Source organism: Hydrogenophaga sp. H7 (genome assembly GCF_002025745.1).
In the GTDB taxonomy this organism is placed as follows: domain Bacteria; phylum Pseudomonadota; class Gammaproteobacteria; order Burkholderiales; family Burkholderiaceae_C; genus Hydrogenophaga; species Hydrogenophaga pseudoflava.
The window spans coordinates 281,158-304,863 of the sequence record NZ_MCIC01000018.1; the positions used below are offsets into that span (position 1 = coordinate 281,158).

The window sequence follows — 23,706 nt, forward strand, 5'->3', positions numbered from 1 at the left end:
TTCACAGATCGGAGATGCGGGTCTCGCCCGGGTTGGAGTAGATGTCCACCACACGGCAGTCGCCGCACATTTTCAGCCGCTCCAGCGCCTCGCCCTGGAACATGGCGTGGCCGCTGAGTTTGGCCAGCATGACCTCGATGCCCTTGAGCGTGCCGAAGGGCTTGCCGCAGCGCACGCACTGGTAAGGCTGTGCTTCATTCAGCACTCGCGGCTGACGGCGTTCATCGGAGAGCAGCAGGCGCGGCTGCAGGGTGATGGCGTTTTCGGGACAGGTGGTGGCGCACAGGCCGCACTGCACGCAGTTCTTCTCGATGAAGCGCAGCTGCGGGCGTTCGGCGTTGTCCTGCAGTGCACTGGCCGGGCAGGCGCTGACGCAGCTCAGGCAGAGCGTGCAGGCGTCGCGGTCCACGTTCAGGCTGCCAAAAGGCGATGCGGCGGGCAGCGCGATGGCCGCATCCTTCGTGCGGCTGGTGCGGTTCGCGCTGTCCTGCAGCAGGTGGTCCAGCGCGAGGTCGAGCGTGGCGCGTTTTTCGGGCTGCACCGCGAAGCTGGCCGCCTTGGTGACGCCTTGCGCGGGCGCTTCGCCCAGCTCGGCGTCGAGCAGCGGCAGGTCGCGCGCGTCGCGCACCTCGATGAGCTTGAAGTGGCGGCCGCTGTAGCCCAGCGCCTGCACGATGGATTCGGCCACCGCCATCTGCTCGCGCAGGGCCTCGTGGTACTGCGGCGCTTCTTCGCCGGTCATCAGCACCCAGACCTGGCGGGCGCCGTAGGCGAACGCGGTGAGCCAGAGGTCGATGCCGGTGGAGGACGTGTGCCACAGCGGCAGCGGGATCACGCGGGCGGGCACGCCGCGCACCGTCTTGTCGAGCTGCGCCAGACGGCCCAGGTCGTTGACCAGCGCTGCGCCCGCTTCCTGGCTGTGCAGCAACAGGGCGGCGTCCTGGCCGCCGGCCTTGGCGTAGGTGGCCAGCAGGGTGCGCAGCTTGACGCCCTGCTCGGTGGCGCGCGGGTAGGCGTAGCTGATCGCACCGGTGGGGCAGACGGTGGTGCAGGTGCCGCAGCCGACGCAGAGGTGGGGGTTGACGACGATCTGGTTGCGCTTGAGGTCGCTGGAAATCGCCGAGGCCGAGCACACGTCCACGCAGGCGCTGCAGCCCACGCTCTGGTTGCGGCCGTGGGCGCAGATCTTCTGCTTGTAGGTGAAGAACCTGGGCTTCTCGAACTCACCCACCAGGTCGCGCAGCTGGGTAACGGCGCGCACCTGGGCCAGGGCATCGGCCGTGGCCGGCAGGTGCACATAGCCTTGCGGCAGCGCGTGCTGGGTGAAGCCGGGGGCGTCGCGCAGGTCGAGCACGAGGTCGAAGGTCTCTTCGCGTTCCTGCGCTTCGCGCTGGAAGTTGATCGCCCCCACGGCCTCGCAGGCCTTGACGCAGGCACGGTGCGCCTTGCAGAGCGACAGGTCCACCTGGTAGTCGAGGCCGATGGCACCTTCGGGGCAGGCGGCCACGCAGGCGTTGCAGCGGGTGCAGAGGTCCAGGTCGATCGGGTTGCTGGCGCTCACCGTCACGGCGAACGCACCGAGCCAGCCCTGCAGGCGGTGCAGCTGGCCGGGGAGCACCGGGTACAGGCGCGTCTGCTGGCCGCTGCCGCCCGTGGGCAGCAGGGTCACGTCCAGCGCGTCGCTGACCAGCGCAGCCAGGGCTTCGGCGCGCTCCAGCGGGCCGATGATCAGCAGGCGGCCTTCGCTGTTGTAGGTGACGGTGGGCACCGGTTCAGGCTCGGGCAGACGGGCCGCCGCCAGCAGGGCCGCCATCTTGGGCGTGGCCTGCGGGGCCTCGCGGCCCCAGCCGCCGGTTTCGCGGATGTTGACGAAGCGGATCGGCCGAACGTCCAGGTCCACCGCGCCTTCGGTCTGGGCCGACAGTTCACCGAACAGCCGGCTTTCCTGCGTGCAGGCCACCACCAGGTCGTCGCGGCTGCGGCAGGCCTTCTGGAAGGCGGGGGCGTCGCGCCGGCACAGCGTGGTGTGCAGGCTCAGGTCTTCATCCAGCGCCCGGCCCAGGGCCTTGGGGTCCAGGGGCATGGTCTGGTTGCAGTTGCAGATCAGCGTGGTCATCGTGGGGGGTCTCTTCGGGTGCGGCCGCGTCTGGTGCGCGGGTGTCTTCTGTGGCCGGTGGAGGCTCTGCTCTGGCGTCCGTGGCAATGGCTTCGGAGGCCAAGTTCACGGGCTTCTTTGTGTCGTTGTCTTCGGGGTCGTCCACCAGTTTCAAAAACTGGGCGCTGACCATCCGGGCCATGTCGGCGGCCAACAGCGGACTGGGTTTGGAGTAGTCGTCGATGTAGATGTCCAGACCGTCCATCACGTTGAAGTGCGGGTCGGCGAACAGCTTCTTGACGGCGGCATTGCGCACTTCGGGCGGTACGTCCCTGGCCACAAAGCGGCGGAAATCGGAGGCCGGCGTGAGGTGGCGCGTGTCTTCCAGCGTGGGCGGCGGTGGGGTTTCCGCGGCCTCTGGCGCGGGCGCAGCGGCCACATTTTCGGGAGGCACAGGAGACGCTGCTGCGGGGGCCGCAGCAGCGGACTGCGCGGGAAGAGCCACGGGCGCGGCCGCTTCTGGCAGTGGCTCGCCCGCGCGGGCCTGCGCCTTGCGGCGCGACCAGCGCGAGAAGAATCCGTCGTCGCCAGCGGCACTCATGCGGGTTTGCGGTGGCGGTCCGCCCGTTCGCGTGTGGCCTGCAGAAAGGCTTCCATCAGCGGACCGCTGTCGATCAGGCCCTGGCGGGCCTCGGCGGGCAGCAGGTGGAACTCGGGGTGCCATTGCAGGCCGAGCACGAAGCCCGGCCCGGTGGCGCGGATGGCCTCGATCACATCGTCCTGCGGGCAACGGGCCTCGACGATCAGCCCTTCGCCCAGACGGTCCACGCACTGATGGTGGATGCTGGTGACGCTGTGCACCGAGGAGCCGTACAGCCGGTCGAGCAGCAGGCCCGGTTCAAAACGGACCTCGTGATGCAGCCGGTCGTAGTGGGCCAGGTCCTGGTGCAGCACCGGGCTGCGGCGCTGCGAAGGGATGTCCTGCAGCAGCGTGCCACCGTAGTACACGTTGATCAGCTGGGCTCCGCGGCAGATGCCGAGCACCGGCTTGCGCGCCTCGATGAAGCCGCGCAGCAGGGCCAGTTCGTAGCGGTCGCGCACCGGATCGCCCGCCCATTCGGGCCGCAGCAGCGTGCCACCATAGGTTTCGGGGCAGACATCAATGCCGCCCTGCAGCACCAGGCCGTCGAGCAGGTCCACCACCTCGCTTGCGGGCACGCGGTTGACCAGGTGGGGGCTGTTTTCGTCGACGAATGGCACCATGAGCGCGATCGCGCCATGGGCCATCACCCAGTGCGCCATGGAGCTTTCAAGGAACTGCAGGCGTTTCTGCGGCAGACCCAGCCCTGGCGGGGGCTCGTGCAGCAAGCGTGCACTGATGCCGATGCGAAGCATCATCTGGATTCTCCTCCGCTGTGGCGCGGGCCCACCTTGCCGGTGCTCACGCGGGCCGGCTGGCCGAACCGGTCGGTCAGTGGTTTGAAGCTGTCGGGCCGCTTGCGGCGCTTGGGTTCGATATGGTGGTGCTCGGCCACAAAGGCCTGCAGCCATTCGACCACCTCGGGCGAGGCGGGCACCTGGTCCACCTTTTCCTGGGCATCAAGCCAGCGACCAGCGTCGTGGTAGCTGAGCGTGGCGATCTGCGGCACGGCCATGGGCTCGCCATCGATCAGCTGCGCATCGTCGGTGCGCCAGAACACCCAGAAGCACGGCGACGGGCTGTTGAGGTTCAGAAAATAGCCTTCTGCGTCGTCCCGGTACAGCGTGGCGCGCAGGCCGTTGAACAGCCAGTACCGTGCGCCCTCCACCACCACCGCACCCGGCAGCGGCTGGACCTCGCGCGGTGCGCCGGCCACAGCCTCGGGGGCGCCCACGGGCACCTCGCCAGGGGCCCCGGCCGCCATCACGTCGGCCAGCACCCAGCGCCAGCGCTGCCACCGAGCCATCGGCCCCGTGACGGGCTCGCGCCGCATCACCACATCGACCGGCAGAGAGGGACGACCGGATGGCGTCGGAGAAACTTGTGCATCGGCATTCATAGGACAACGGACTGTACGCCAAGGCGATGGACGGCTGTATCTGCGGGGTGAATGACCAGTTCGTCCTGTACGGAGGGCGTGCCTCGGTGTAATCTGCGTGAGTTTTCGCACAACAACACCCCACATTCCCCCGCCTTGCCATGTCTTCAGCCCCGTCGTTGCTCGATCAATGCTTTGACCGGGTGCTCAGGGAAGCCCCAGCCTTGCTGGGCCGCAGCCTGAACGCGACGGTGGCGGCGCTTCAGGACGCGGAAAACCAGAGCCGCGAGGTGGCGCAGCGGTCCCTGCTGGCCCGCGCCTGGTTCAGCCTGGAACGCCAGCGCAACCCATTGACCGCCCAGTTCCCGCTGCGCCTGCAGCAGGCCTTCCAGCGTGGTGACCACGACGGGCCCACCTCGTCGATGGGGCGCATGTCCGACTCGTCCCTGCTGGCGCTGGTGGACGACGACTCGGTCAACGAGTCGCTGGAGGCGGCCCGCATGCTGCAGGCGCTGCTGCCGGTGGTCGAACAGTCGCTGTCGATGGTGGACGCCCGCATGAGCTCGCTCATCGGCCTGGACACCGTGCACGCCGAGAAAAACCCGCTGCGGCCCTCGGTGTTCGTGCGCACACTGCGCGACCTGATGGCCGAGCGCGAGTCCGACCCGCAGTTGCGCAGCCTGTGGATGCAGAAGATCGTCGCCCCGCTGGCGAAGGAGTTGAGCCAGCTCTACGGACAGGTGGCCCTGATGCTGCAGCAGGCGCGGGTGCAGGAGGCGGGTTACCGCATCCGCCTGGTGGCCGACGGTTCGCCCCAGAGCGCGACGCACCTGTCCACGCGGGGCTGGCTGGAGGAAGGCTCGCCCTCCGAGCGGGCCGGGCTGGCCCCTTCCCGGGAGGGACTGGACACCCCCGCACCGCCGATGTCGCTGCGCATGAAGGACCTGGCGCGCACCCAGACGCCGCTGCAGCACGAGGTACTGCAGGCCTTCATGGCCGGCGAACAGGCGGTGTTCGATCACCCGCTGGACAACGCGTATTTCGAGCAGGTGCGCCAGGAACTGCACCACGTCGACCTGCTGGCCCGGCTGCCCCAGCCCGCGCCCGAAGAACTGGAGCAGGAGCGCACACGCTACCGCGACCTGCCCGCGGTGGAACGCCCGGCGCGACCGGTCGACGTGGCCTCGCCGCTGGATGCGGACCAGTGGGGCGACTACGCCGCGCCGCACGAACGCACCCGCGTCCTGCTGGAGCTCAAGCACCAGGCCGACAAGGTGTCGCAGGCGGTTGGTCTGGACGTGGTGCGCAAGCTGGTCAACCAGGTCTCGGGCGATCCGCTGCTGCTGGCGCCGGTGCGCGAGGCGGTGGTGGCGCTGGAGCCAGCGCTGCTGCGCCTGGCCATGGCCGAGCCGCGCTACTTCAGCCGCGGCGACCACCCCGCGCGCCTGTGGATCGAGGCGGTGGCCCAGCGCAGCTTCCGCTACAACGACGAGTTCTCACCCGGCTTCGAAGCCTTTTTCGAACCGGTGCGCGCCCAGGTCCGTTCGCTCAACGACAGCGGGTCGGTGGAGGCCGGCCCTTTCGCCTCCGCCCTGGACGAGCTCAAGGCGCAGTGGGCGGGCGACGACGAGGCGCAGGAGCAGCGCCGCCAGCGGCAGCTGCAGGCACTGAACTTCGCCGAGCGGCGCCAGGAGCTGGCGGACCAGATCGCCTGGGAAATCAGCCACCGGCCCGACCTCTACGACGCACCCGCCATCGTGCTCGACTTCCTGTACGGCTCGTGGTCGCTGGTGATCGCCTCGGCCGAGCTGCAGCACCCCGGCAAGGGGCCGGACCCGTTTGGCTACCGCAAGGTCATCGGCCACCTGCTGTGGAGCACACGCAGCCAGGTGACCCTGCGCCAGCCCAGCCAGCTGTTCCAGATCGTGCCCGGCATGCTGATGACCCTGCGCCAGGGGCTGGAGAGCCTGGGCCAGTCACCCGACGAAACCCGGACCTTCTTCGACGCCCTGCTCAAGCTGCATGAGCCCGTGCTGCGGCTGCGGCGCGCCCGCGCCCGGGTGGACGGCCATGCCACGGCGCTCACACCCGAGGTCAGCGAGTCGGAGCAGCAGGCGCTGGCCACCCTGCTGGCACCCGCCTCGCCCGAGCAGCAGAAACCCACCCCGCGCGAACAGCCCTGGATCGGCGCGCGCGAACTCGCCAGCGCCGGGTTCAGTGAAACCATGCCGCTCACCAGCAGCGAGGCCTCGGAAGCGGCGGAGGTGGTGGAGGCGTTCGCGGAGATCGCAGTCACAACCGATGCGGATGTGAACACGGACGCGGTCGAACCGGCGATGCTGCTCGCGCGCATGACGACCGGCACCTGGGTGGACCTGTACTCTGGCGGCGAGTGGCTGCGGGCGCATCTGGTCTGGAGCAGCCAGAAGGCCAGCCTGTTCATGTTCAACAGCCTGGGCGGTCGCACCCACACCATGACGCGCCGCAGCTGCGAGAAGCTGATGGCCAAGCGCTGGCTGCGCCTGGTCGAAACCCGCCCGGTGATGGCGCGGGCGCTGAGCCAGGTCGTGACCGCCGAAGCGGCCACCGAGGCTCAGTAGGTTTCCAGGTGCAGGCGGCCTTCGCGCTTGAGCGCGGCGCCGACCTCGTCCCAGTTCAGGCCAGCGCCGGTGGCGATGTCGCGCAGCGCCAGCACCACGCCCTCCTCCATGGCCTTGAGGCCGCACACGTAGAAGCAGGCGTTCGGGTCCTGCAGCAGCTGCGCCAGGTCGGCGGCGCGCTCGCGCATCGCGTCCTGCACATAGCGCTTGGGCTGGCCCGGCGTGCGGCTGAACGCGAAGTTGCTGTCGATGAAGTCCTTGGGCAGGCTCTGCAGCGGCCCGAAGTACGGCAGCTCTTCCTGCGTGCGGGCACCGAAGAACAGCATCAGCTTGCCGCCCTCGAACTTGCCGCTGGCGCGCAGCCGGCGGCGCCATTCCGTCATGGCGCGCATGGGGGCGGAGCCGGTACCGGTGCAGATCATGACGATGCTGGACCTGGGGTGGTTGGGCATCAGGAAGCTGGTGCCGAAGGGCCCGATCACCTGCACCTGGTCGCCCACCTGGAGGTCGCACATGTAGTTGCTGGCCACCCCGCGCACCGGCTGGCCCGAGTGGTCTTCCAGCACGCGCTTGATGGTCAGCGACAGGTTGTTGTGGCCGGGCCGCTCGCCGTTGCGAGGGCTGGCGATGCTGTACTGGCGCGCGTGGTGCGGCTTGCCGCTGGCGTCCACCCCGGGCGGCACGATGCCAATGCTCTGGCCTTCGAGCACGGGGAAGGGCATGGCGCCGAAGTCCAGCACGATGTGGTGGGTGTCGTAGTCCTTGCCGACGGCGGTCACGCGCAGGTTACCTGTCACCGTGGCGGTGACGGTCCTCTGCGCGGCCTTGGGGCCATAGAGGTTGGTGTAGGCGTGGGCCGCGCTCCAGGGCGGGATGGTGGCGCCGTACTGGGCGGAGTTGAAGGCGGTCTGGCCGCTCGGGTCGGCCGCGGGGGCCGGCTCGAGTTCGGCCACCGCGGCGGGCGCAGTTTCACCGGCATCGGCCGCCGCCGCGGCGAGGTCCGCGGCCGGGATCTCGGCGGGCAGCACGTCCCAGCCGAGCTGCTCCTCGATGGAGTAGGCCCTGGCGCGCACCACGCGGCGGTAGTTGTCGATGGAGCCGGTGGGGCACGGCGAGATGCAGTCGTTGCACCAGTTGCACTTGCTGACGTCGACGACGTAGTTGCGCGAGTCGTGGGTGATGGCACCGACCGGGCAGATCGATTCGCAGGTGTTGCAGCGGATGCAGATCTCGGGGTCGATCAGGTGCTGCTTGATGACGGCGGCTTCCAGGGGGGCGTTCATCTTGGGTCTCCGTTGCTGTGCTCTTGTGGTGCTCTATTGTGTTGCTGGTGTTGACTTCGTGGTGGCACCGCGTGAACCCGGGTGGCTGACTCCGTTCGTGTCCCCCGCCGGCCTGCGGCCGGCTCCTCCTCTTACCTCACTGCGCCAGCCACCCGGGCCCACGCTCGCGGGCTCGCGTGCGTGAAAGCCCGGAGGGCCTGGCAAGGGTCAGTTGAATCTCACGTATTCAAAGTCCACCGGCTGGCGGTTGATGCCCATGACCGGCGGCGCGATCCAGTTGGCGAACTTGCCCGGCTCAACCACGCGGCCCATCAGCGAACCGACGTAGGCGCGGTCGGTGTCCGAGGGCAGCCACTCTTCCACGCGCTGGTTCCATTCGTGGTCGGTCACCACGCGGCCGTCCGGGCTGACCTTGACGCCGGCCAGGCTGCCGATGTTGCGGTGGAAGGCCTTGTGCGGCACCTTCAGGCGGAAGTCGATGCCGGCCTTTTCGATGATGCGGTTCCAGCGCTCGACGCCGCCCACCGAGTCCTTGATGTAGTCGTCGCGCAGCACCTCGTTGAGCGCGTTGAGCATCGGCACCTCCTTCTCGACCAGCTTGCCCTCTTCCACCGACAGGATCTTGTAGGTGTTGCCCTTGAGCACGTGGTCGTCGGTGCGCTTGCCTTCTTCGTAGCGGCCCTTGAGGCCGGAGCTGTAGAAGGTGGCGGCGTTGGACGACTGGTCGGCGCCGAACAGGTCGATGGTGACCGAGAAGTGGAAGTTGATGTAGCGCTGGATGGTCGGCAGGTCGATCACGCCGGCGGCGCGCAGCTTGCCCACGTCGTCCGTCTTGAGCTCGTTCATGGCCGCGCAGGTGCGGCTGATGACGCGGCCCACGCCGGACTCGCCCACGAACATGTGGTGCGCTTCCTCGGTCAGCATGAACTTGGTGGTGCGGGCCAGCGGGTCGAAGCTCGACTCGGCCAGCGCGCACAGCTGGAACTTGCCGTCGCGGTCGGTGAAGTAGGTGAACATGAAGAAGCTCAGCCAGTCGGGCGTCTTCTCGTTGAAGGCCTGCAGGATGCGCGGGTTGTCGGCGTTGCCGCTGTTGCGCTCCAGCAGGGCTTCGGCTTCTTCGCGGCCGTCCTTGCCGAAGTACTTGTGCAGCAGGTAGACCATGGCCCACAGGTGGCGGCCTTCTTCCACGTTGACCTGGAACAGGTTGCGCAGGTCGTACTGGCTGGGGGCGGTCAGGCCCAGGTGGCGCTGCTGCTCGACCGAAGCCGGCTCGGTGTCGCCCTGGGTGACGATGATGCGGCGCAGGTTGGCGCGGTGTTCGCCGGGCACGTCCTGCCAGGCCGCTTCGCCCATGTGGTCACCGAAGTGAATCTTGCGGTCCTGCTCGGCGGGGTTGAGGAAGATGCCCCAGCGGTAGTCGGGCATCTTCACATGGCCGAACTGGGCCCAGCCCTGCGGGTCCACGCTGACGGCCGTGCGCAGGTAGACGTCGAAGTTCTGCGAACCGTCCGGGCCCATGTCCTGCCACCACTGCAGGTAGTTGGGCTGCCAGTGTTCCAGCGCGCGCTGCAGCGTGCGGTCTTCGCTGAGGTTGACGTTGTTGGGGATCTTCTCGCTGTAGTTGATACCGGACATGCTGGTCTCCTGAAGTGGTGGTGGAGTGAAGATGCTTCAAATCGAGGGGTGCGGTGGTACCGGCTTTGCCGGGCCACTCGCGCCGCCCCCTGGGGGGTGACGCGCGCAGCGCGGCGCGGGGGGCGTCAAACTCTGTTGAAATCGAACTGGGCCTTGTCGCCCTTGCCGTAGACCTTGAGCGCACCCTTTTCGCCGACGGCGTTGGGGCGCTGGAAGATCCAGTTCTGCCAGGCGGTGAGGCGGCCGAAGATGCGGGTGGCCATGTTTTCCTTCTGGGCGAAACGCAGGTTGGCTTCCAGGCCGGTCAGTGCGTCGGGCGACATGGCGGCGCGCTCTTCCAGCGCGAGGCGGATCTCGTCGGCCCAGTCAATGTCGTCGGGCGCGGCGGTCACCAGGCCCAGCTTCAGGGCGGCGTCACCGTCGAGTGCCTGACCGATGGCGCCGCGCGCGGCTTCCATCGGGCCGGCCTCTTCATAGAAGCGGCGCTGCAGGCGGCTCTGGTCGTTGACCATCGGCAGGTAGCCGAAGTTCATCTCGCCCAGGGTCAGCACCGGCTGCCGCTGCGGCTCGTCGGGCAGCACCAGCATGTAGGCGCGGTCGGCGCAGAAGGCCAGCTCGGCCAGCGTGCCGGCGAAGCACGAGCCCGGCTCCAGCAGGGCGAACAGGCTGCGCGAGGACACGTCCAGGCGGGCGAAGGTCCGGCGCAGGTGACCGATGGTTTCGTTGACGAACCAGTGGTCCTTGTTCGCCAGCATCAGCGCGTCATTGGCCAGCACCGCGGCGCTGTCGCCTTCTGTCTTGAGCAGCCAGGTGCCGATGTCCAGCTCGTTGGTGCGCATGTGCAGGATGGCGTCGTCCAGCTCGCGCACCATCTGCAGCGCATACCAGTTCGCGCCCAGGGCCTCGATGCCGGCGATGTCGGTCGGCTGCGCGCCCTGCGGTGCCTTGACGGTGAAGGTGGCGGTGCGCTTGCTGCGGTCGATCTCGACCGTCACGTTCGTGTAGGCCAGGCGGTCGGCGTCGATGGTCCGGTTCAGCGGGGTCAGCGCGACGGGCTTGGCGCCGGCCGCACCGCGGTGGCTGCTGGCGGCCAGTTTTTCGGCGCGCTCGCGCACGGCCTGCTGGAACACGGCGGGCTTGGCGATGGCGTCGACCAGGCGCCAGTCCACCGCCTTCTGGCCGCGCACACCTTCGACGCTGGTGCAGAAGATGTCGGCGAGGTCGTGGCGCACATGGCGCTTGTCGGTCACGCGGGTCAGGCCGCCGGTGCCGGGCAGCACGCCCAGCAGCGGCACCTCGGGCAGGCTGACCGAGCTGCTGCGGTCGTCCACCAGCACGATCTCGTCGCAGGCCAGGGCCAGCTCGTAGCCGCCGCCGGCGCAGGCGCCGTTGAGCGCGGCGACGAACTTCAGCCCGCTGTGCTGGCTGCTGTCTTCGATGCCGTTGCGGGTTTCGTTGGTGAACTTGCAGAAGTTGACCTTCCAGCCGTGGCTGGAGAGGCCGAGCATGAAGATGTTGGCGCCGGAGCAGAACACGCGGTCCTTCAGGCTGGTGACCACCACCGACTTCACTTCAGGGTGCTCGAAGCGGATGCGCTGCAGCGCGTCGTGCAGCTCGATATCCACGCCCAGGTCGTAGCTGTTGAGCTTGAGCTTGTAGCCGGGGCGCAGACCGGCGTCTTCGTTGATGGCCAGCGACAGCGTGGCGATGGCGCCGTCGAACGACAGGCGGATGTGCTGGTAACGGGACGGGTCGGTCTGGTAGTCGACGCGGGGGGCGCTGGCGGTGGCGGTCATGGTGGTCTCCTGGGTTCTGGGCGGTGGCCGGTCGGGATGCACTGGAAATCCGATGGATGTGAATAATAGTGCATGTATCTTGGCGCAGTCAAATGCAATTTAATGCATGTATCCCCGTATTTACCCGAATGCCCGGGTCAGGCTGGCAGCTTGAGCAGCTGGCGCACCTCGCGCCGCAGCTTCGCAAAGCTTTCTTCCAGCGGCTGGGCGCTGGTGTTGAAGGCCAGGTCGGCCTTGGAATAGAACGCGGCACGCCCTTCCAGGATGCGCTTGAGGTCTTCCATGGCCTCGCGGCTGGCGGCCATGGGTCGCATGTCGCCCTGCGCCGCCACCCGGCCCATGTGGTCGGACGGGTCCGCCTGCAGCCAGACCGTGGTGCAGTGCTGCAGCAGCAGGTTGAAGTTGGCCGAGTCGGCCACCAGACCACCGGGCGTGGCGATCACCACCTCGGGGTAGATCTGGATCGCTTCTTCGAGCGCACGGCGTTCGTAGCGGCGGTAGGCGTTGGCGCCGTAGAGGTTGTGGATCTCGCTGATGCTGCAGCCGGCGAACTGCTCGATCTCGCGGCTCAGTTCGATGAACGGAAAACCCAGGTCGTCGGCCAGGCGCTGGCCCAGCGTGGACTTGCCGGCGCCGCGCAGGCCGATCAGCGCCACGCGCGCCAGCCGCCCCTGCGTGTCGACCCCGCCGCTGGCGCCCAGCAGCTCCACCAGCTGCAGCCGCGCGCGGCGCAAATCGGCCTCGTTGCGGCCCTGCAGCAGCTCGCGGATCAGCAGCCATTCCGGTGAGGAGGTGCTCACGTCGCCAATCAATTCAGCCAGCGAGCAGTGCAGCGCCTGCGCCACCTGCAGCAGCACCAGGATGGAGGCGTTGCCCGTGCCGTATTCCAGGTTGGCCAGGTGCCGCTCGGACACATCGGCCGCAATCGCCACCGCCTTGCGCGTCATGCCCTTGCGCGAGCGCAGGTTGCGCACCCGCTCGCCCAGCGCCACCAGAAAGGGGTGGCGCTCTTCCTCGTCGGAGGGCGCGGCGGCGGGTGGGGCAAGGGTCTCGGTGCTGCTCATGGCGCGGGCGCCTTTCGTCTGTTGGCGGGGGCGGCTGCGGGTAAACCCCAGCCAGCGGCGCCCCCACAAACATGCACTTTACTGCATACTGCACCGGACGCAAGATAGTGCAGTTATACCGTCAAACCCCCGCCACGACCACGGCAAAAACGCAAAGCGCTGCAGCTTCCGACCATGACCACACCCGACACCCCCCTGCTTCCGAACTACTTTGCCGGCCGCTGGCAGACCGGCCACGGCCACGGCACCACCCTGCGGGACGCGGTGACCGGCGAGTCCCTGGTGCGCGTCGACAACACCGGCCTGAACCTGCACGAAGGTTTTGTCTTCGCCCGCGAGCACGGCGGCGCCGCGCTGCGCGCCCTGAGCTACGGCCAGCGCGCCGCGATGCTGGGCGAGGTGGTCAAGGTGCTGCAGGCGAACCGCGACGCCTACTACGACATCGCCACCCGCAACTCCGGCACCACCACCAAGGACTCGGCGGTCGACATCGACGGCGGCATCTTCACCCTGGGCTACTACGCCAAGCAGGGCGAGGCCCTGGGCGACGCCAAGTGCCTGCTCGACGGCGAGCGCATCCGCATGGGCAAGGACCCGGTGTTCCAGACCCAGCACGTGCTCAACCCCACGCGCGGCGTGGCGCTGTTCATCAACGCCTTCAACTTCCCGAGCTGGGGCCTGTGGGAAAAGGCCGCGCCCGCCCTGCTCTCGGGCGTGCCGGTGATCGTCAAGCCCGCCACCGCCACCGCCTGGCTGACCCAGCGCATGGTGGAAGACGTGGTCAAGGCCGGCGTGCTGCCCGAAGGCGCGCTGTCGGTGATCTGTGGCTCGTCGGCCCACCTGATGGACCAGCTCCAGCCCTTCGACGTGATCAGCTTCACCGGCTCGGCCGAGACGGCGCGCATCATCCGCAGCCACCCGGCGGTGGCCCAGCGCTCGGTGCGCTGCAACATCGAGGCCGACAGCCTCAACAGCGCCCTGCTCGACCCGTCGGCGACGGTGGACAGCGAGGCCTTCAAGCTGATGGTGAGCGAGGTGGTGCGCGAGATGACGGTCAAGAGCGGCCAGAAGTGCACCGCGATCCGCCGCATCTTCGTGCCGCTTGAACTCTTCGACGACGCGGCCGAAGCCATTTCCGCCAAGCTGGCCAAGGTCACCGTCGGCAACCCGCGCAACGAGACGGTGCGCATGGGCGCGCTGGTGAGCCAGGAACAGAAGCGCAGCGTGCTGCACGGCATCGAGGCGCTCTGCCACGAGGCCCTGGTGCTGTTCGATGGCAGCGAAGTGCCCCTGGTCGATACCGACCCCGAGGCCTCGGCCTGCGTCGCGCCCACCCTGCTGGGCCACCGCGACCCGGGCCAGGCCAAGGTGCTGCACGAGGTCGAGGTGTTCGGCCCGGTCGCCACCCTGATGGCCTACGAGGACGAAGACGAGGCCTGGGATCTGGTGCGCCGCGGCGAGGGCTCGCTGGTCGCCTCCATCTACAGCGAGGACCCGGCCTTCATCGCCCGCGCCGCCGCCGAACTGGCCGACAGCCACGGCCGCGTGCACGCCATCAGCCCCGACGTCGCCGCCAGCCAGACCGGCCACGGCAACGTGATGCCCATGAGCCTGCACGGCGGCCCAGGCCGCGCGGGCGGTGGCGAGGAACTCGGCGGCCTGCGCGCGCTGGGCTTCTACCACCGCCGCACGGCCGTGCAGGCCAGCAGCGCAGCGCTCGACGCCCTGGCCGCCACAGCGACCACCCTCAAATACTGAAGTCCGCCAGAGACGCACGACAGGAGACAAGCCATGAGCCAGAAAGACACCGCGCCGCCACCGGACCGCTTCAACTTCGCCCGCCACCTGATCGAGACCAACGCCGGCCGCGCGGCCAAGACCGCGCTGATCGACGACGCCGGCCAGCTGAGCTACGGCCAGCTGGCCGACCAGGTGCAGCGCTGCTCGGCCGCGCTGACCGCCCTGGGGCTGCGCCGCGAGGACCGCGTGCTGCTGCTGATGCACGACTGCAGCGACTGGGTGGTGAGCTTTCTGGGTGCGCTGCACGCGGGCGTGGTGCCGGTCTGCGTGAACACCCTGCTCACAGCCAAGGACTACGCCTACATGCTGGCCGACAGCCGCGCCCAGGCGGCCCTGGTGTCCGCGGCCCTGCTGCCGACGCTGCAGACCGCGATGTCCGATGGCAAACACGAGCTGAAACAGCTGATCGTCTCGCGCAGCAAGGAGCCGCTGCCCGAGGGTGCCCACGATTGGGCGGCGCTGGTCGCGTCCGCCGCCCCCGGTGAAGGCGCCGACACGCACGGCGACGAACCCGCGTTCTGGCTCTACTCCAGCGGCTCCACCGGCGCCCCCAAGGGCACGGTACATACCCAGGCCAACCTCTACTGGACCGCCGAGCTCTACGGCAAGGGGGTGCTGCGCCTGCAGGAGAGCGATGTGGTGTTCTCGGCCGCCAAGCTGTTCTTCGCCTACGGCCTGGGCAACGCGCTGTCGTTCCCGCTGTCGGTCGGCGCCAGCGTGGTGCTGATGGCCGAGCGTCCGACGCCGCAGGCCTGCTTCAGGCGCATGACCGAGCACCGGCCCACGGTGTTCTGCGGCGCCCCCACCGGCTACGGCGGCATGCTGGCCGCGCCCGACCTGCCGCCCAGAAGCGCGGTCTCGCTGCGCCTGTGCTCTTCAGCCGGAGAGGCCCTGCCGCGCGACATCGGCGAGCGCTGGACCGCGCACTTCGGCTGCGAAATCATCGACGGCATCGGCAGCACCGAGATGCTGCACATCTTCCTCTCCAACCGCCCTGGCGACGTGCGCTACGGCACCACCGGCAAGGCCGTGCCCGGCTACGAGGTGCAGCTGCGCGACGAAGACGGCAGCGTCATCACCAGCCACAACCAGATCGGCGACCTCTATATACAGGGGCCCAGCGCCGCGCTGATGTACTGGAACAACCGCGCCAAATCGCGCGACACCTTCCAGGGGCCCTGGACCAAGAGCGGCGACAAGTACGTGCGCGATCCGGACGGCTACTACACCTACGCCGGCCGCAACGACGACATGCTCAAGGTCAGTGGCATCTACGTCAGCCCGTTCGAGGTCGAGGCCACGCTGGTGCAGCACAACGCCGTGCTGGAAGCCGCCGTGATCGGCAAGAACGACGACGAGGGCCTGACCAAGACCAAGGCGTTCGTGGTGCTCAAGCCCGGCCACCACGCCACCGAGGCCGAACTGCAGGCCTTCGTGAAGGAGAAGCTCGCGCCCTACAAGTACCCGCGTTTCATCGAGTTCGTGAGCGAGCTGCCCAAGACCGCCACCGGCAAGATCCAGCGCTTCAAGCTGCGCGAACTGGAGAACCAGCGCCTGTTTGTTCACCGCTGATTCGCTGACAGACACCGCCCATCCGGCCAGAGACACCTGCCCCGGGTAAACCCGGGCGCCACGCGCTTGATCTGGTTTCAATTCATAACGAAACTCGTTCGTTTCCGGAGACAGACACAGGGGTCGAGATGGTTCGAAAATGGCTGGGGATGTGTGCGTGGATGATGGCGGCGGTGGCGGCGCACGCAGGAGACGAGGGTGTCACACCGACCGAAATACGGCTGGGCGCCTCGCAGGTGCTCTCCGGCCCGCTGGGGCCGCAGACCCTGCAATACGGCGAGGGCGCCCGCCTGATGTTCGACGCAGTCAACGCCGCGGGCGGCGTGCACGGCCGCAAGATCAGCTTCACCACCCTGGACGACGGTTTCGATCCAAAGCGGGCGGTGGAGAACACACGCAAGCTGATCGGGGAACAGAAGGTGTTCATGCTGTTCAACAGCTCCGGCACCGCGCAGACCGCCGCCGTGCTGCCCCTGCTCAAGGAGTCCGGCACCATCCTGTTCGGGCCGGTGACCGGTGCGTCGTCGATGCGCGAGGGCGTCAACCCCCACCTGTTCCATGTGCGCGCGAGCTACGCCAACGAAACCGAGCGCATCTTTTCCCAGCTCAAGCAGATCGGCGTGACCCGCGTGGCCTTCTTCTACCAGGACGACGGCCTGGGCAAGACGCTGCTGGGCGAGGTCAAGAAGGCGTCCGCTGCACTGAACCTGCCGCTGGCAGCCGAGATCAAGGTCGACCCGGCCGCACCGGACTTTGCCGCCGCTGCCGCGGCCACCGCGCAGGTCAACCCGCAGGCGGTGATCGTGGGTACCGCCGGCCTGACCTTCCCCCAGTACGTCAAGGCGGTCGGCACCACGGCGGCGCGCCCCACCTTCTATGGCTATTCGGTCGCCAGCCTGGACGTGATCAACCGGGAGCTCAAGGACAAGGCCCGCGGCATCATCCTGGCGCAGATCATGCCGTCGCTGCGCAACGCCACCATTCCGGTGGTGGCGGAGTACCTGAAGCTGCTCAAGGACAAGAGCCCCGATGCCGCACCATCGGCCTCACAGTTCGAGGGCTTCGTGCACGCGCGGCTGCTGGTGGAAGGCCTGCGGCGCACCGGCCGGGACCTGAGCACCGCGTCGTTCACCCGCACCCTTGAAAGCGCCGGCGAAATTGCGTTCGGCCGCTTCACCGCCAAGTACTCGCCCAAGTCCCACAATGGTTCGGACTATGTGGAACTGGCCATCATCGATGGCCAGGGGCAGCTGCGGTACTGAGCCCGGCGCCTGTCGGACTCAGGTGTCCTTGGAGATCTTGATGGTCGGGAACTTGCTGGAGAAGTCCTTGGCCTTGGCCGCAATCTTGATCGCCACCTGGCGCGCCACCGTCTTGTAGATGCCGGCGATCTCGCCCTCGGGATCGGCCACCACCGTGGGCCGGCCGCTGTCGGCCTGCACGCGGATGCTCATGTTCAGCGGCAGCTCGCCCAGGAAGTCCATGCCGTATTCGGCCGCCATCTTCTTGCCGCCTTCGGCGCCGAAGATGTGTTCGGTGTGGCCGCAGTTGGGGCAGCAGTAGACCGCCATGTTCTCGACGATGCCCAGGATGGGCACGCCCACCTTCTCGAACATCTTGATGCCCTTGCGCGCGTCCAGCAGGGCAATGTCCTGCGGCGTGGTCACGATCACCGCGCCGGTCATCGGCACGCGCTGCGACAGCGTGAGCTGGATGTCGCCGGTGCCCGGCGGCATGTCGACGATCAGGTAGTCCAGGTCTTTCCAGTTGGTCTGGCGCAGCAGCTGCTCCAGCGCCTGCGTGGCCATGGGGCCGCGCCAGATCATGGCCTCGTCCTTGTCCACCAGGAAACCGATGGAGATGACCTGCACGCCGTAGTTTTCCAGCGGCTCCATGGTCTGGCCGTCGGTGCTCTCGGGACGGCCTTCGATGCCCATCATCATGGGCTGGCTGGGGCCGTAGATGTCGGCGTCCAGGATGCCGACCTTGGCGCCCTCGGCGGCCAGCGCCAGCGCCAGGTTGACGGTGGTTGTGCTCTTGCCCACACCACCTTTGCCCGAGGCAACGGCGATGATGTTCTTCACGTTGGGCAGCAGCTGCACGCCGCGCTGCACCGCGTGCGGGATGATCTTGACTGTGAGGTTCACCGACACGTTTTCCACGCCCGGCACGCTCTTGGCGGCCTCGATCAGCCCGCGGCGCAGCGCCGGAATCTGGCTCTTGGCCGGGTAACCGAGCTCCACGTCGAAGGACACATCGCCGGCGTCGGCCTGCAGGTTCTTCAGGGCCTTGGTGGACACGAAGTCCTTGCCGGTGTTGGGATCAGTCACCGCCTGCAGGGCGGCAAGGAGCGCTTGGGTGTCGACGGCCATGAAACGGGCTCTCCGGGTACTGGGGTGAGGTTATGAAGAATCGCACCGAAGTCTAACGGCCCCGGCATGCCCCGCCTAAAATTGCGGGTTCCCCCGAATGAAAGCCTTCCGACATGAGCCAGCGCCGCCTGTTCGTCACCACCGCCCTGCCCTACGCCAACGGCCACTTCCACATCGGCCACATCATGGAATACATCCAGGCCGACATCTGGGTGCGGTTCCAGCGCATGCAGGGCCACGAGGTGCACTTCGTCTGCGCCGACGACGCGCACGGCGCGCCGATCATGATCGCGGCCGAGAAGGCCGGCAAGACGCCGCAGCAGTTCGTGGCCGACATCGCCGCCGGACGGCCGCAGTACCTCAACGGCTTTCATATCGGTTTCGACAACTGGCACAGCACCGATGGCCCTGAGAACCACGAACTGGCGCAGGACGTGTACCGCGCCCTCAAGGCCAACGACCTGATCGAGACCCGCACCATCGAGCAGTTCTTCGACCCCGAGAAGAACATGTTCCTGCCCGACCGCTTCATCAAGGGCGAATGTCCCAAGTGCGGTGCGAAAGACCAGTACGGCGACAACTGCGAGGTCTGCGGTGCGGTCTACGCCCCCACCGAACTGAAGAACCCCTACTCCGCCCTGTCGGGCGCGACGCCGGTGCTCAAGCACTCGGACCACTTCTTCTTCAGGCTGTCCGACCCGCGCTGCCTGGACTTCCTCAAGGGCTGGACCACCAGCGGCGCCGTGCAGCCCGAGGTGCTCAACAAGATCACCGAGTGGATCGCGCCCGGCGAGGACGGCAAGCCCAAGATGGGCGACTGGGACATCAGCCGCGATGCGCCCTACTTCGGCATCGAGATCCCGGATGCCCCGGGCAAGTATTTCTATGTGTGGCTGGACGCGCCCATCGGCTACCTGGCTTCGCTCAAGAACTACTTCGGCAAGACAGGTCGCGACTACGAGGCCTTCATGTCCGACCCGTCCACCGAGCAGTACCACTTCATCGGCAAGGACATCATCACCTTCCACACCCTGTTCTGGCCCGCGATGCTCAAGTTCAGCGGCCGCAAGGTGCCCAACGCGGTCTTCGTGCACGGCTTCCTGACCATCAACAACGGCGAGAAGATGAGCAAGAGCCGGGGCACCGGCCTGTCGCCGCTGAAGTACCTGGAACTGGGCATGAACCCCGAGTGGCTGCGCTACTACCTGGCGGCCAAGCTGTCGGGCAAGAACGAGGACGTGGACTTCAACGCCGAAGACTTCATGCTGCGCGTCAACAGCGACCTGGTCGGCAAATTCGTCAACATCGTCTCGCGCTCGGCCGGTTTCATCACCAAGCGCTTCGGCGGCCAGCTGACGCAGAGCTTCGACGAACAGGGCGCAGCCCTGCTGGCCGACATCCGGGCCGCGGCGGGCGGCGTCGCCGCGCACTACAACGAGCGCGAGTACGGCAAGGCCATGCGCGAGATCATGGCGCTGGCCGACCGCGTCAACGCCTACGTGGACCAGCACAAGCCCTGGGACCTGGCCAAGGACGCCGCCAACGACGCGCGCCTGCAGCAGGTCTGCTCGGTGCTGGTCAATGCCTTCACCGCCCTGGCCCGCTACCTCGCGCCCGTGCTGCCCGAACTCGCCGGCAAGGTGCAGGCGCTCACCGGTGCCGACCTGAAGGACTGGCGCAACGCTGCGAATGTCGCGGCCATCCAGCCCTATCAGCACCTCATGCAGCGCGTGGACGTCAAGCAGCTCGACGCCCTGTTCGAGCCGCCGCCGGCGCCCGAAGAACCCAAGACCGTGCCGGGCGGTGAGGAGATCGCGCCCACCATCTCCATCGACGACTTCGCCAAGGTCGACTTGCGCATCGCGCAGATCGTCAAGTGCGAGGCGGTCGAAGGCTCGACCAAGCTGCTGCGCCTGACGCTGGACGTGGGCGAGGGAAAGACCCGCAACGTCTTCAGCGGCATCGCCAGCATGTACAAGCCCGAGGACCTGGAAGGCAAGCTGACGGTGATGGTGGCCAACCTGGCGCCGCGCAAGATGAAATTCGGCGTCAGCGAGGGCATGGTGCTGGCCGCCAGCCACGCCGACGAGAAGGCGCAGCCGGGCATCCACGTGCTGCAGCCCTGGCCGGGCGCGCAGCCGGGCATGCGCATCCACTGAACGGCCACCGCCCGTGTTCGCCCCCATCCGCGGCTTCACCGCCCTGCAGCGCACGCCGCAGGCCGACCTGAAGCTCGGCACGGTGCTGGCCTTCGTGGCCGGCGCCGCCAACGCGGGTGGATTCCTGGCCGTGGGTCAGTACACCTCGCACATGACCGGCATGCTCTCGGCACTGGCCGACAACCTGGTGCTCGGGCAGTTCGTGCTGGTGGGCGCGGGCATTGCGTCGGTGCTGGCCTTCCTGTTCGGCGCCATGAGTACGGCCTGGATCGTCAACTGGGGCATGCGCCTGCGGCTGCGCAGCGCCTACGGGCTGCCGCTGCTGCTGGAGGCGGCCCTGCTGCTGGTGTTCGGCCTGTTCGGTGCCGCCATGAGCCTGTGGCAGACGGTGTTCCTGCCCGTCACCGTGGTGCTGCTGTGTTTCATCATGGGCTTGCAGAACGCGGTCATCACCAAGATCTCGCAGGCCCGCATCCGCACCACGCACGTGACCGGCCTCGTCACCGACCTGGGCATCGAACTGGGCAAGCTGCTGTACGTGAACCGGCACCCGGAGATGCAGCCGGTGCGCGCCGACCGCGAACGCCTGCGGGTGCACGCCCAGCTGGTCCTCAGCTTCCTGGTCGGCGGCATCGCTGGCGCCCTGGGCTTCAAGCACCTGGGCTATGTGAGCACCCTGCCGCTGGCACTCGCGCTGCTGCTGCTGGTGCTGCGCCCGCTGCTGGAAGATTGGCAGCGCCTGCGCGCCAGCTGAACCGCCGGGACCGTCTCAGCGGGCCCGGTCCAGCGCCGGGTCGCGCGCCGACCCGGTCGAGATCACCCGCAGGTCCGGGCTGAAGATGACCGTGAACACCTGGCTGTCGCTTTCGTTCGGGCCATCGCGCCACCGCCAGTCGTAGTGGACCTCCTTTTTGAGGGTGTACTCGGTCACCTTCATCGGTTTGCCCAGCAACTTGCGCACATCTTCCATGGCCATGCCGGGCTTGATCTCGGCGAAGGTCCTCGGGTTGAGCACCTGCCGCAGGGCCGCCATCTTGCCGTCCGAGCCGATGGTGATCTGGTAGTTCTGGTAGCCCTCGGGCTGGCGGTTGTACTCGTAGATCTGGGCGCCATCCGACCCGTCCCACACGGCTTCGGGCGGCCCGAACTTCTCGCGCACATCCGCCTCGGTCGAGACACCCTCTTCGAGTTCGCTGATGGCGCGCTGGTCGCAGGCCGTCAGCAACACAGCCCCCAGCAGGAGGCATCCCAAGCGGTTGAACATCTGTGAAGTCATGGGTCGCACCGGGAAGGCAAAGACTCAGTGTAAACCCTGAGATCATCGGCCTCCGCGCCGCGGCACGGGGTGTGCAAACGGTAACATCTGGCGATGCTGAACAACCTGCCCCCGCTGGCGCCGTTCCGGCCCCGCCTGTTCCAGGACATCCGTGGCTACAACAGCGAGAAGCTGGTGCGCGACATGGGAGCTGGCGCCACGGTGGGCATCGTGGCGCTGCCACTGGCCATGGCCTTTGCCATCGCCAGCGGACTCAAGCCGGAGGCGGGACTGTGGACGGCCATCGTCGCCGGCTTCCTCATTTCCGCCCTGGGCGGCACCTCGGTGCAGATCGGCGGCCCGGCCGGCGCCTTCATCGTCATCGTCTACGGCATCGTCGAGCGCTACGGCGTGGCCAACCTGCTGATCGCCACCGCCAGCGCCGGCGTGCTGCTGTTCCTGCTGGGCCTCTTCCGCCTGGGCACCCTGGTGCGTTACGTGCCGGTCAGCGTGGTGATCGGCTTCACCAACGGCATCGCGGTGCTGATCGCGCTGTCGCAGGTGCGCGACTGGCTCGGGCTGGACATCGCCAAGATGCCGGGCGACTTCTTCAGCCAGATCGCCACCATCGCCCAGCACCTGGGCAGCTTCAACCCCTACGCCTGCCTGCTGGGTGCGCTGTGCGTGGTGGGCCTGTTCATCTGGCCGCGACTCTGGGCGGTGGACTCGCAGTTCAGACGTCAGCTGGAACAGGTCGACACCATCAGCGCACTCAAGGCCACATCGCGGCTGCCGGCACCGGTGGTGGCGCTGGTGACGCTGACGCTGCTGGCATGGCTGCTGCAGATGCCGGTCGAGACCATCGGCTCCCGCTTCGGCGGCATCCCGCAGGGCGTGCCCGCGTTCGAACTGCCCGACTTCAGCTGGCAGACCGTGAAGCTCCTGGTGACGCCCACGCTCACCATCGCGCTGCTGGGCGCGATCGAGTCGCTGCTCTGCGCGCGCGTGGCCGACCAGCTCAGCGACACCCCCAAGCACGACCCGAACCAGGAGCTCATGGCGCAGGGCGTCGCGAACTTCGCCGTCCCGTTCTTCGGCGGCATGCCAGCCACCGGCACCATCGCGCGTACGGTGACGAACATCCGCGCGGGGGCTGTGTCGCCTGTCGCGGGCATGGTCCACGCCGGCACGCTGGCCGCCGTGGTCTTGATTGCCGCGCCGCTGGCGCAGCACATCCCGCTGGCGGTGCTGGCCGGCGTGCTGCTGTTCGTGGCCTGGAACATGGGCGAGTGGCGCGAGTTCGGTCGCCTCAAGCAGTTCACCAACCACTACCGCCTCATGATGGTCTCCACCTTCCTGGTGACCATCGTGTTCGACCTCACCGTGGCGGTGGAACTGGGCCTGGTGCTGGCCTGCCTGCTGTTCGTGCGGCGCCAGAGCGACATCTTCCGCGCCGACCCGGTGCCCCAGCAGCATCCCGGGCAGCTCCACTTCAGGCTCTACGGCTCGCTGTTCTTCGGCGCCGTCGCCAAGATCGACCCCATCGTGGCGGCGGTCGAGCGGGCGCCGGCGGGCCTGGCGGTGACACTGGATGCCAGCCGGCTGATCTCGCTGGACACCACCGGGCTGGATGCGCTGGAACAGCTGCACAAGGCCATCCTGAAACGCGGGGGCACCCTGGCGCTGACCGAACTGAACCCGCAGCCGCAGTCGCTGATCGAACGCTCCGGCTTCGGCGCCCGGCTGCGCGGCGAGGCGGCCGACCGGCACGCCGGATGAGCCGGGCCGACCAGTAAAATGGCAGGTTTTCCGCTGACCGGCGCCCTGCGCCTTCTTGCCATGAGCATTTTCGGCCGCCCCCACTACACCTCCGACACCACCCAGTTCATCGACCAGCTCAAGTCCAGCCGGCCCGAGATCGAGCAGGGGCAGCTCGAAGGGCGTTCGCTCCTGTGGGACAAACAGGTCGACCGCGACCTGCTGGCCCAGGCGCAGGCCGCGCGCGTGCCGCAGCAGCCCTACGTCTACCAGACCCAGCCCGACCCGCACTGAGCCCT

Annotated in this window: 18 protein-coding genes; 8 read left to right on the plus strand and 10 right to left on the minus strand. The window is 67.9% G+C overall.

All coding sequences use genetic code 11. From position 1 onward, the window contains the following. Position 1: 1 nt before the first annotated feature. The 4 genes from BC358_RS19040 to BC358_RS19055 are packed head-to-tail and all read right to left on the minus strand — an operon-like array spanning position 2 to position 4,134. Positions 2 to 2,116: a 4Fe-4S binding protein gene (locus BC358_RS19040; protein WP_179130103.1), complete on the minus strand. Its 2,115-nt coding sequence runs from the start codon at positions 2,114 to 2,116 to the stop codon at positions 2 to 4. Continuing rightward, a complete protein-coding gene (locus BC358_RS19045; protein ID WP_079367032.1) occupies positions 2,043 to 2,696 on the minus strand; it encodes a DUF3306 domain-containing protein in 654 nt (217 codons plus the stop codon). The genes BC358_RS19040 and BC358_RS19045 overlap by 74 nt, the downstream gene beginning before the upstream one ends. Further along, the gene (locus tag BC358_RS19050; protein WP_066149644.1) at positions 2,693 to 3,493 is read right to left on the minus strand and encodes a gamma-glutamyl-gamma-aminobutyrate hydrolase family protein; all 801 of its coding nucleotides are present in this window, start codon (positions 3,491 to 3,493) and stop codon (positions 2,693 to 2,695) included. Before BC358_RS19050 ends, BC358_RS19045 begins: the two co-directional genes overlap by 4 nt. After that, on the minus strand, positions 3,490 to 4,134 hold the full coding sequence (locus tag BC358_RS19055) for a DUF3305 domain-containing protein (RefSeq protein WP_079367033.1): 645 nt from the start codon (positions 4,132 to 4,134) through the stop codon (positions 3,490 to 3,492). The genes BC358_RS19050 and BC358_RS19055 overlap by 4 nt, the downstream gene beginning before the upstream one ends. A 140-nt stretch (positions 4,135 to 4,274) precedes the next feature. Between BC358_RS19055 and BC358_RS19060 the strand changes: the two genes are divergently transcribed. Next, on the plus strand, positions 4,275 to 6,713 hold the full coding sequence (locus tag BC358_RS19060) for a DUF1631 family protein (protein WP_079367034.1): 2,439 nt from the start codon (positions 4,275 to 4,277) through the stop codon (positions 6,711 to 6,713). On the opposite strand, the gene boxA is transcribed toward BC358_RS19060, so the two are convergent. The 4 genes from boxA to BC358_RS19080 all read right to left on the minus strand — a co-directional run bounded on the left by boxA (position 6,707) and on the right by BC358_RS19080 (position 12,491). After that, positions 6,707 to 7,996 (minus strand): benzoyl-CoA 2,3-epoxidase subunit BoxA, encoded by a 1,290-nt coding sequence (gene boxA / locus BC358_RS19065; protein WP_079367035.1) that lies wholly within the window; start codon positions 7,994 to 7,996, stop codon positions 6,707 to 6,709. The genes BC358_RS19060 and boxA overlap by 7 nt on opposite strands. Positions 7,997 to 8,203: 207 nt before the next feature. Beyond that, the gene (boxB, locus tag BC358_RS19070; RefSeq protein WP_079367036.1) at positions 8,204 to 9,631 is read right to left on the minus strand and encodes a benzoyl-CoA 2,3-epoxidase subunit BoxB; all 1,428 of its coding nucleotides are present in this window, start codon (positions 9,629 to 9,631) and stop codon (positions 8,204 to 8,206) included. A gap of 125 nt (positions 9,632 to 9,756) precedes the next feature. Then, positions 9,757 to 11,427: a 2,3-epoxybenzoyl-CoA dihydrolase gene (boxC, locus tag BC358_RS19075; protein ID WP_079367037.1), complete on the minus strand. Its 1,671-nt coding sequence runs from the start codon at positions 11,425 to 11,427 to the stop codon at positions 9,757 to 9,759. Positions 11,428 to 11,564: 137 nt separating this feature from the next. Further along, on the minus strand, positions 11,565 to 12,491 hold the full coding sequence (locus BC358_RS19080) for a helix-turn-helix transcriptional regulator (RefSeq protein WP_066149623.1): 927 nt from the start codon (positions 12,489 to 12,491) through the stop codon (positions 11,565 to 11,567). A gap of 174 nt (positions 12,492 to 12,665) precedes the next feature. Between BC358_RS19080 and BC358_RS19085 the strand changes: the two genes are divergently transcribed. The 3 genes from BC358_RS19085 to BC358_RS19095 all read left to right on the plus strand — a co-directional run bounded on the left by BC358_RS19085 (position 12,666) and on the right by BC358_RS19095 (position 17,125). Further along, the gene (locus BC358_RS19085) at positions 12,666 to 14,249 is read left to right on the plus strand and encodes a 3,4-dehydroadipyl-CoA semialdehyde dehydrogenase (protein ID WP_079367038.1); all 1,584 of its coding nucleotides are present in this window, start codon (positions 12,666 to 12,668) and stop codon (positions 14,247 to 14,249) included. Between the two features lie 33 nt (positions 14,250 to 14,282). Further along, on the plus strand, positions 14,283 to 15,863 hold the full coding sequence (locus tag BC358_RS19090; RefSeq protein WP_079367039.1) for a benzoate-CoA ligase family protein: 1,581 nt from the start codon (positions 14,283 to 14,285) through the stop codon (positions 15,861 to 15,863). A 149-nt stretch (positions 15,864 to 16,012) separates the two neighbouring features. Then, positions 16,013 to 17,125, plus strand: a complete 1,113-nt coding sequence (locus BC358_RS19095) for an ABC transporter substrate-binding protein (protein WP_243721694.1) — start codon at positions 16,013 to 16,015, stop codon at positions 17,123 to 17,125. 18 nt (positions 17,126 to 17,143) lie between these two features. Here the strand turns inward: BC358_RS19095 and apbC are convergent, their stop codons facing one another. Continuing rightward, the gene (gene apbC, locus BC358_RS19100) at positions 17,144 to 18,235 is read right to left on the minus strand and encodes an iron-sulfur cluster carrier protein ApbC (RefSeq protein WP_079367040.1); all 1,092 of its coding nucleotides are present in this window, start codon (positions 18,233 to 18,235) and stop codon (positions 17,144 to 17,146) included. Between the two features lie 113 nt (positions 18,236 to 18,348). Here apbC and metG point away from each other — a divergent pair, with 113 nt between their 5' ends. Together metG and BC358_RS19110 are read left to right on the plus strand one after the other, a co-directional pair. Further along, positions 18,349 to 20,394, plus strand: a complete 2,046-nt coding sequence (gene metG / locus BC358_RS19105) for a methionine--tRNA ligase (protein ID WP_079367041.1) — start codon at positions 18,349 to 18,351, stop codon at positions 20,392 to 20,394. A 13-nt stretch (positions 20,395 to 20,407) separates the two neighbouring features. Beyond that, entirely contained in the window at positions 20,408 to 21,148 is a 741-nt protein-coding gene (locus BC358_RS19110; RefSeq protein WP_079367042.1) for a YoaK family protein, read from the plus strand. Positions 21,149 to 21,163: 15 nt separating this feature from the next. Here BC358_RS19110 and bamE read toward each other — a convergent pair whose 3' ends face one another. Next, a complete protein-coding gene (bamE, locus tag BC358_RS19115) occupies positions 21,164 to 21,670 on the minus strand; it encodes an outer membrane protein assembly factor BamE (protein WP_079367043.1) in 507 nt (168 codons plus the stop codon). Between the two features lie 93 nt (positions 21,671 to 21,763). Here bamE and BC358_RS19120 point away from each other — a divergent pair, with 93 nt between their 5' ends. Further along, positions 21,764 to 23,428: a SulP family inorganic anion transporter gene (locus tag BC358_RS19120; RefSeq protein ID WP_066149596.1), complete on the plus strand. Its 1,665-nt coding sequence runs from the start codon at positions 21,764 to 21,766 to the stop codon at positions 23,426 to 23,428. Positions 23,429 to 23,488: 60 nt separating this feature from the next. Further along, positions 23,489 to 23,701 (plus strand): DUF3460 family protein, encoded by a 213-nt coding sequence (locus BC358_RS19125; protein WP_066150860.1) that lies wholly within the window; start codon positions 23,489 to 23,491, stop codon positions 23,699 to 23,701. Positions 23,702 to 23,706: the final 5 nt, after the last annotated feature.

What these genes read in the sequence shown, in the direction of transcription:
- BC358_RS19040 (WP_179130103.1), bottom strand. Translation starts at nt 2,116, where the DNA reads ATGACCACGCTGATCTGCAACTGCAACCAGACCATGCCCCTGGACCCC.
- BC358_RS19045 (WP_079367032.1), bottom strand. Translation starts at nt 2,696, where the DNA reads ATGAGTGCCGCTGGCGACGACGGATTCTTCTCGCGCTGGTCGCGCCGC.
- BC358_RS19050 (WP_066149644.1), bottom strand. Translation starts at nt 3,493, where the DNA reads ATGATGCTTCGCATCGGCATCAGTGCACGCTTGCTGCACGAGCCCCCG.
- BC358_RS19055 (WP_079367033.1), bottom strand. Translation starts at nt 4,134, where the DNA reads ATGAATGCCGATGCACAAGTTTCTCCGACGCCATCCGGTCGTCCCTCT.
- BC358_RS19060 (WP_079367034.1), top strand. Translation starts at nt 4,275, where the DNA reads ATGTCTTCAGCCCCGTCGTTGCTCGATCAATGCTTTGACCGGGTGCTC.
- boxA (WP_079367035.1), bottom strand. Translation starts at nt 7,996, where the DNA reads ATGAACGCCCCCCTGGAAGCCGCCGTCATCAAGCAGCACCTGATCGAC.
- boxB (WP_079367036.1), bottom strand. Translation starts at nt 9,631, where the DNA reads ATGTCCGGTATCAACTACAGCGAGAAGATCCCCAACAACGTCAACCTC.
- boxC (WP_079367037.1), bottom strand. Translation starts at nt 11,427, where the DNA reads ATGACCGCCACCGCCAGCGCCCCCCGCGTCGACTACCAGACCGACCCG.
- BC358_RS19080 (WP_066149623.1), bottom strand. Translation starts at nt 12,491, where the DNA reads ATGAGCAGCACCGAGACCCTTGCCCCACCCGCCGCCGCGCCCTCCGAC.
- BC358_RS19085 (WP_079367038.1), top strand. Translation starts at nt 12,666, where the DNA reads ATGACCACACCCGACACCCCCCTGCTTCCGAACTACTTTGCCGGCCGC.
- BC358_RS19090 (WP_079367039.1), top strand. Translation starts at nt 14,283, where the DNA reads ATGAGCCAGAAAGACACCGCGCCGCCACCGGACCGCTTCAACTTCGCC.
- BC358_RS19095 (WP_243721694.1), top strand. Translation starts at nt 16,013, where the DNA reads ATGTGTGCGTGGATGATGGCGGCGGTGGCGGCGCACGCAGGAGACGAG.
- apbC (WP_079367040.1), bottom strand. Translation starts at nt 18,235, where the DNA reads ATGGCCGTCGACACCCAAGCGCTCCTTGCCGCCCTGCAGGCGGTGACT.
- metG (WP_079367041.1), top strand. Translation starts at nt 18,349, where the DNA reads ATGAGCCAGCGCCGCCTGTTCGTCACCACCGCCCTGCCCTACGCCAAC.
- bamE (WP_079367043.1), bottom strand. Translation starts at nt 21,670, where the DNA reads ATGACTTCACAGATGTTCAACCGCTTGGGATGCCTCCTGCTGGGGGCT.
- BC358_RS19120 (WP_066149596.1), top strand. Translation starts at nt 21,764, where the DNA reads ATGCTGAACAACCTGCCCCCGCTGGCGCCGTTCCGGCCCCGCCTGTTC.
- BC358_RS19125 (WP_066150860.1), top strand. Translation starts at nt 23,489, where the DNA reads ATGAGCATTTTCGGCCGCCCCCACTACACCTCCGACACCACCCAGTTC.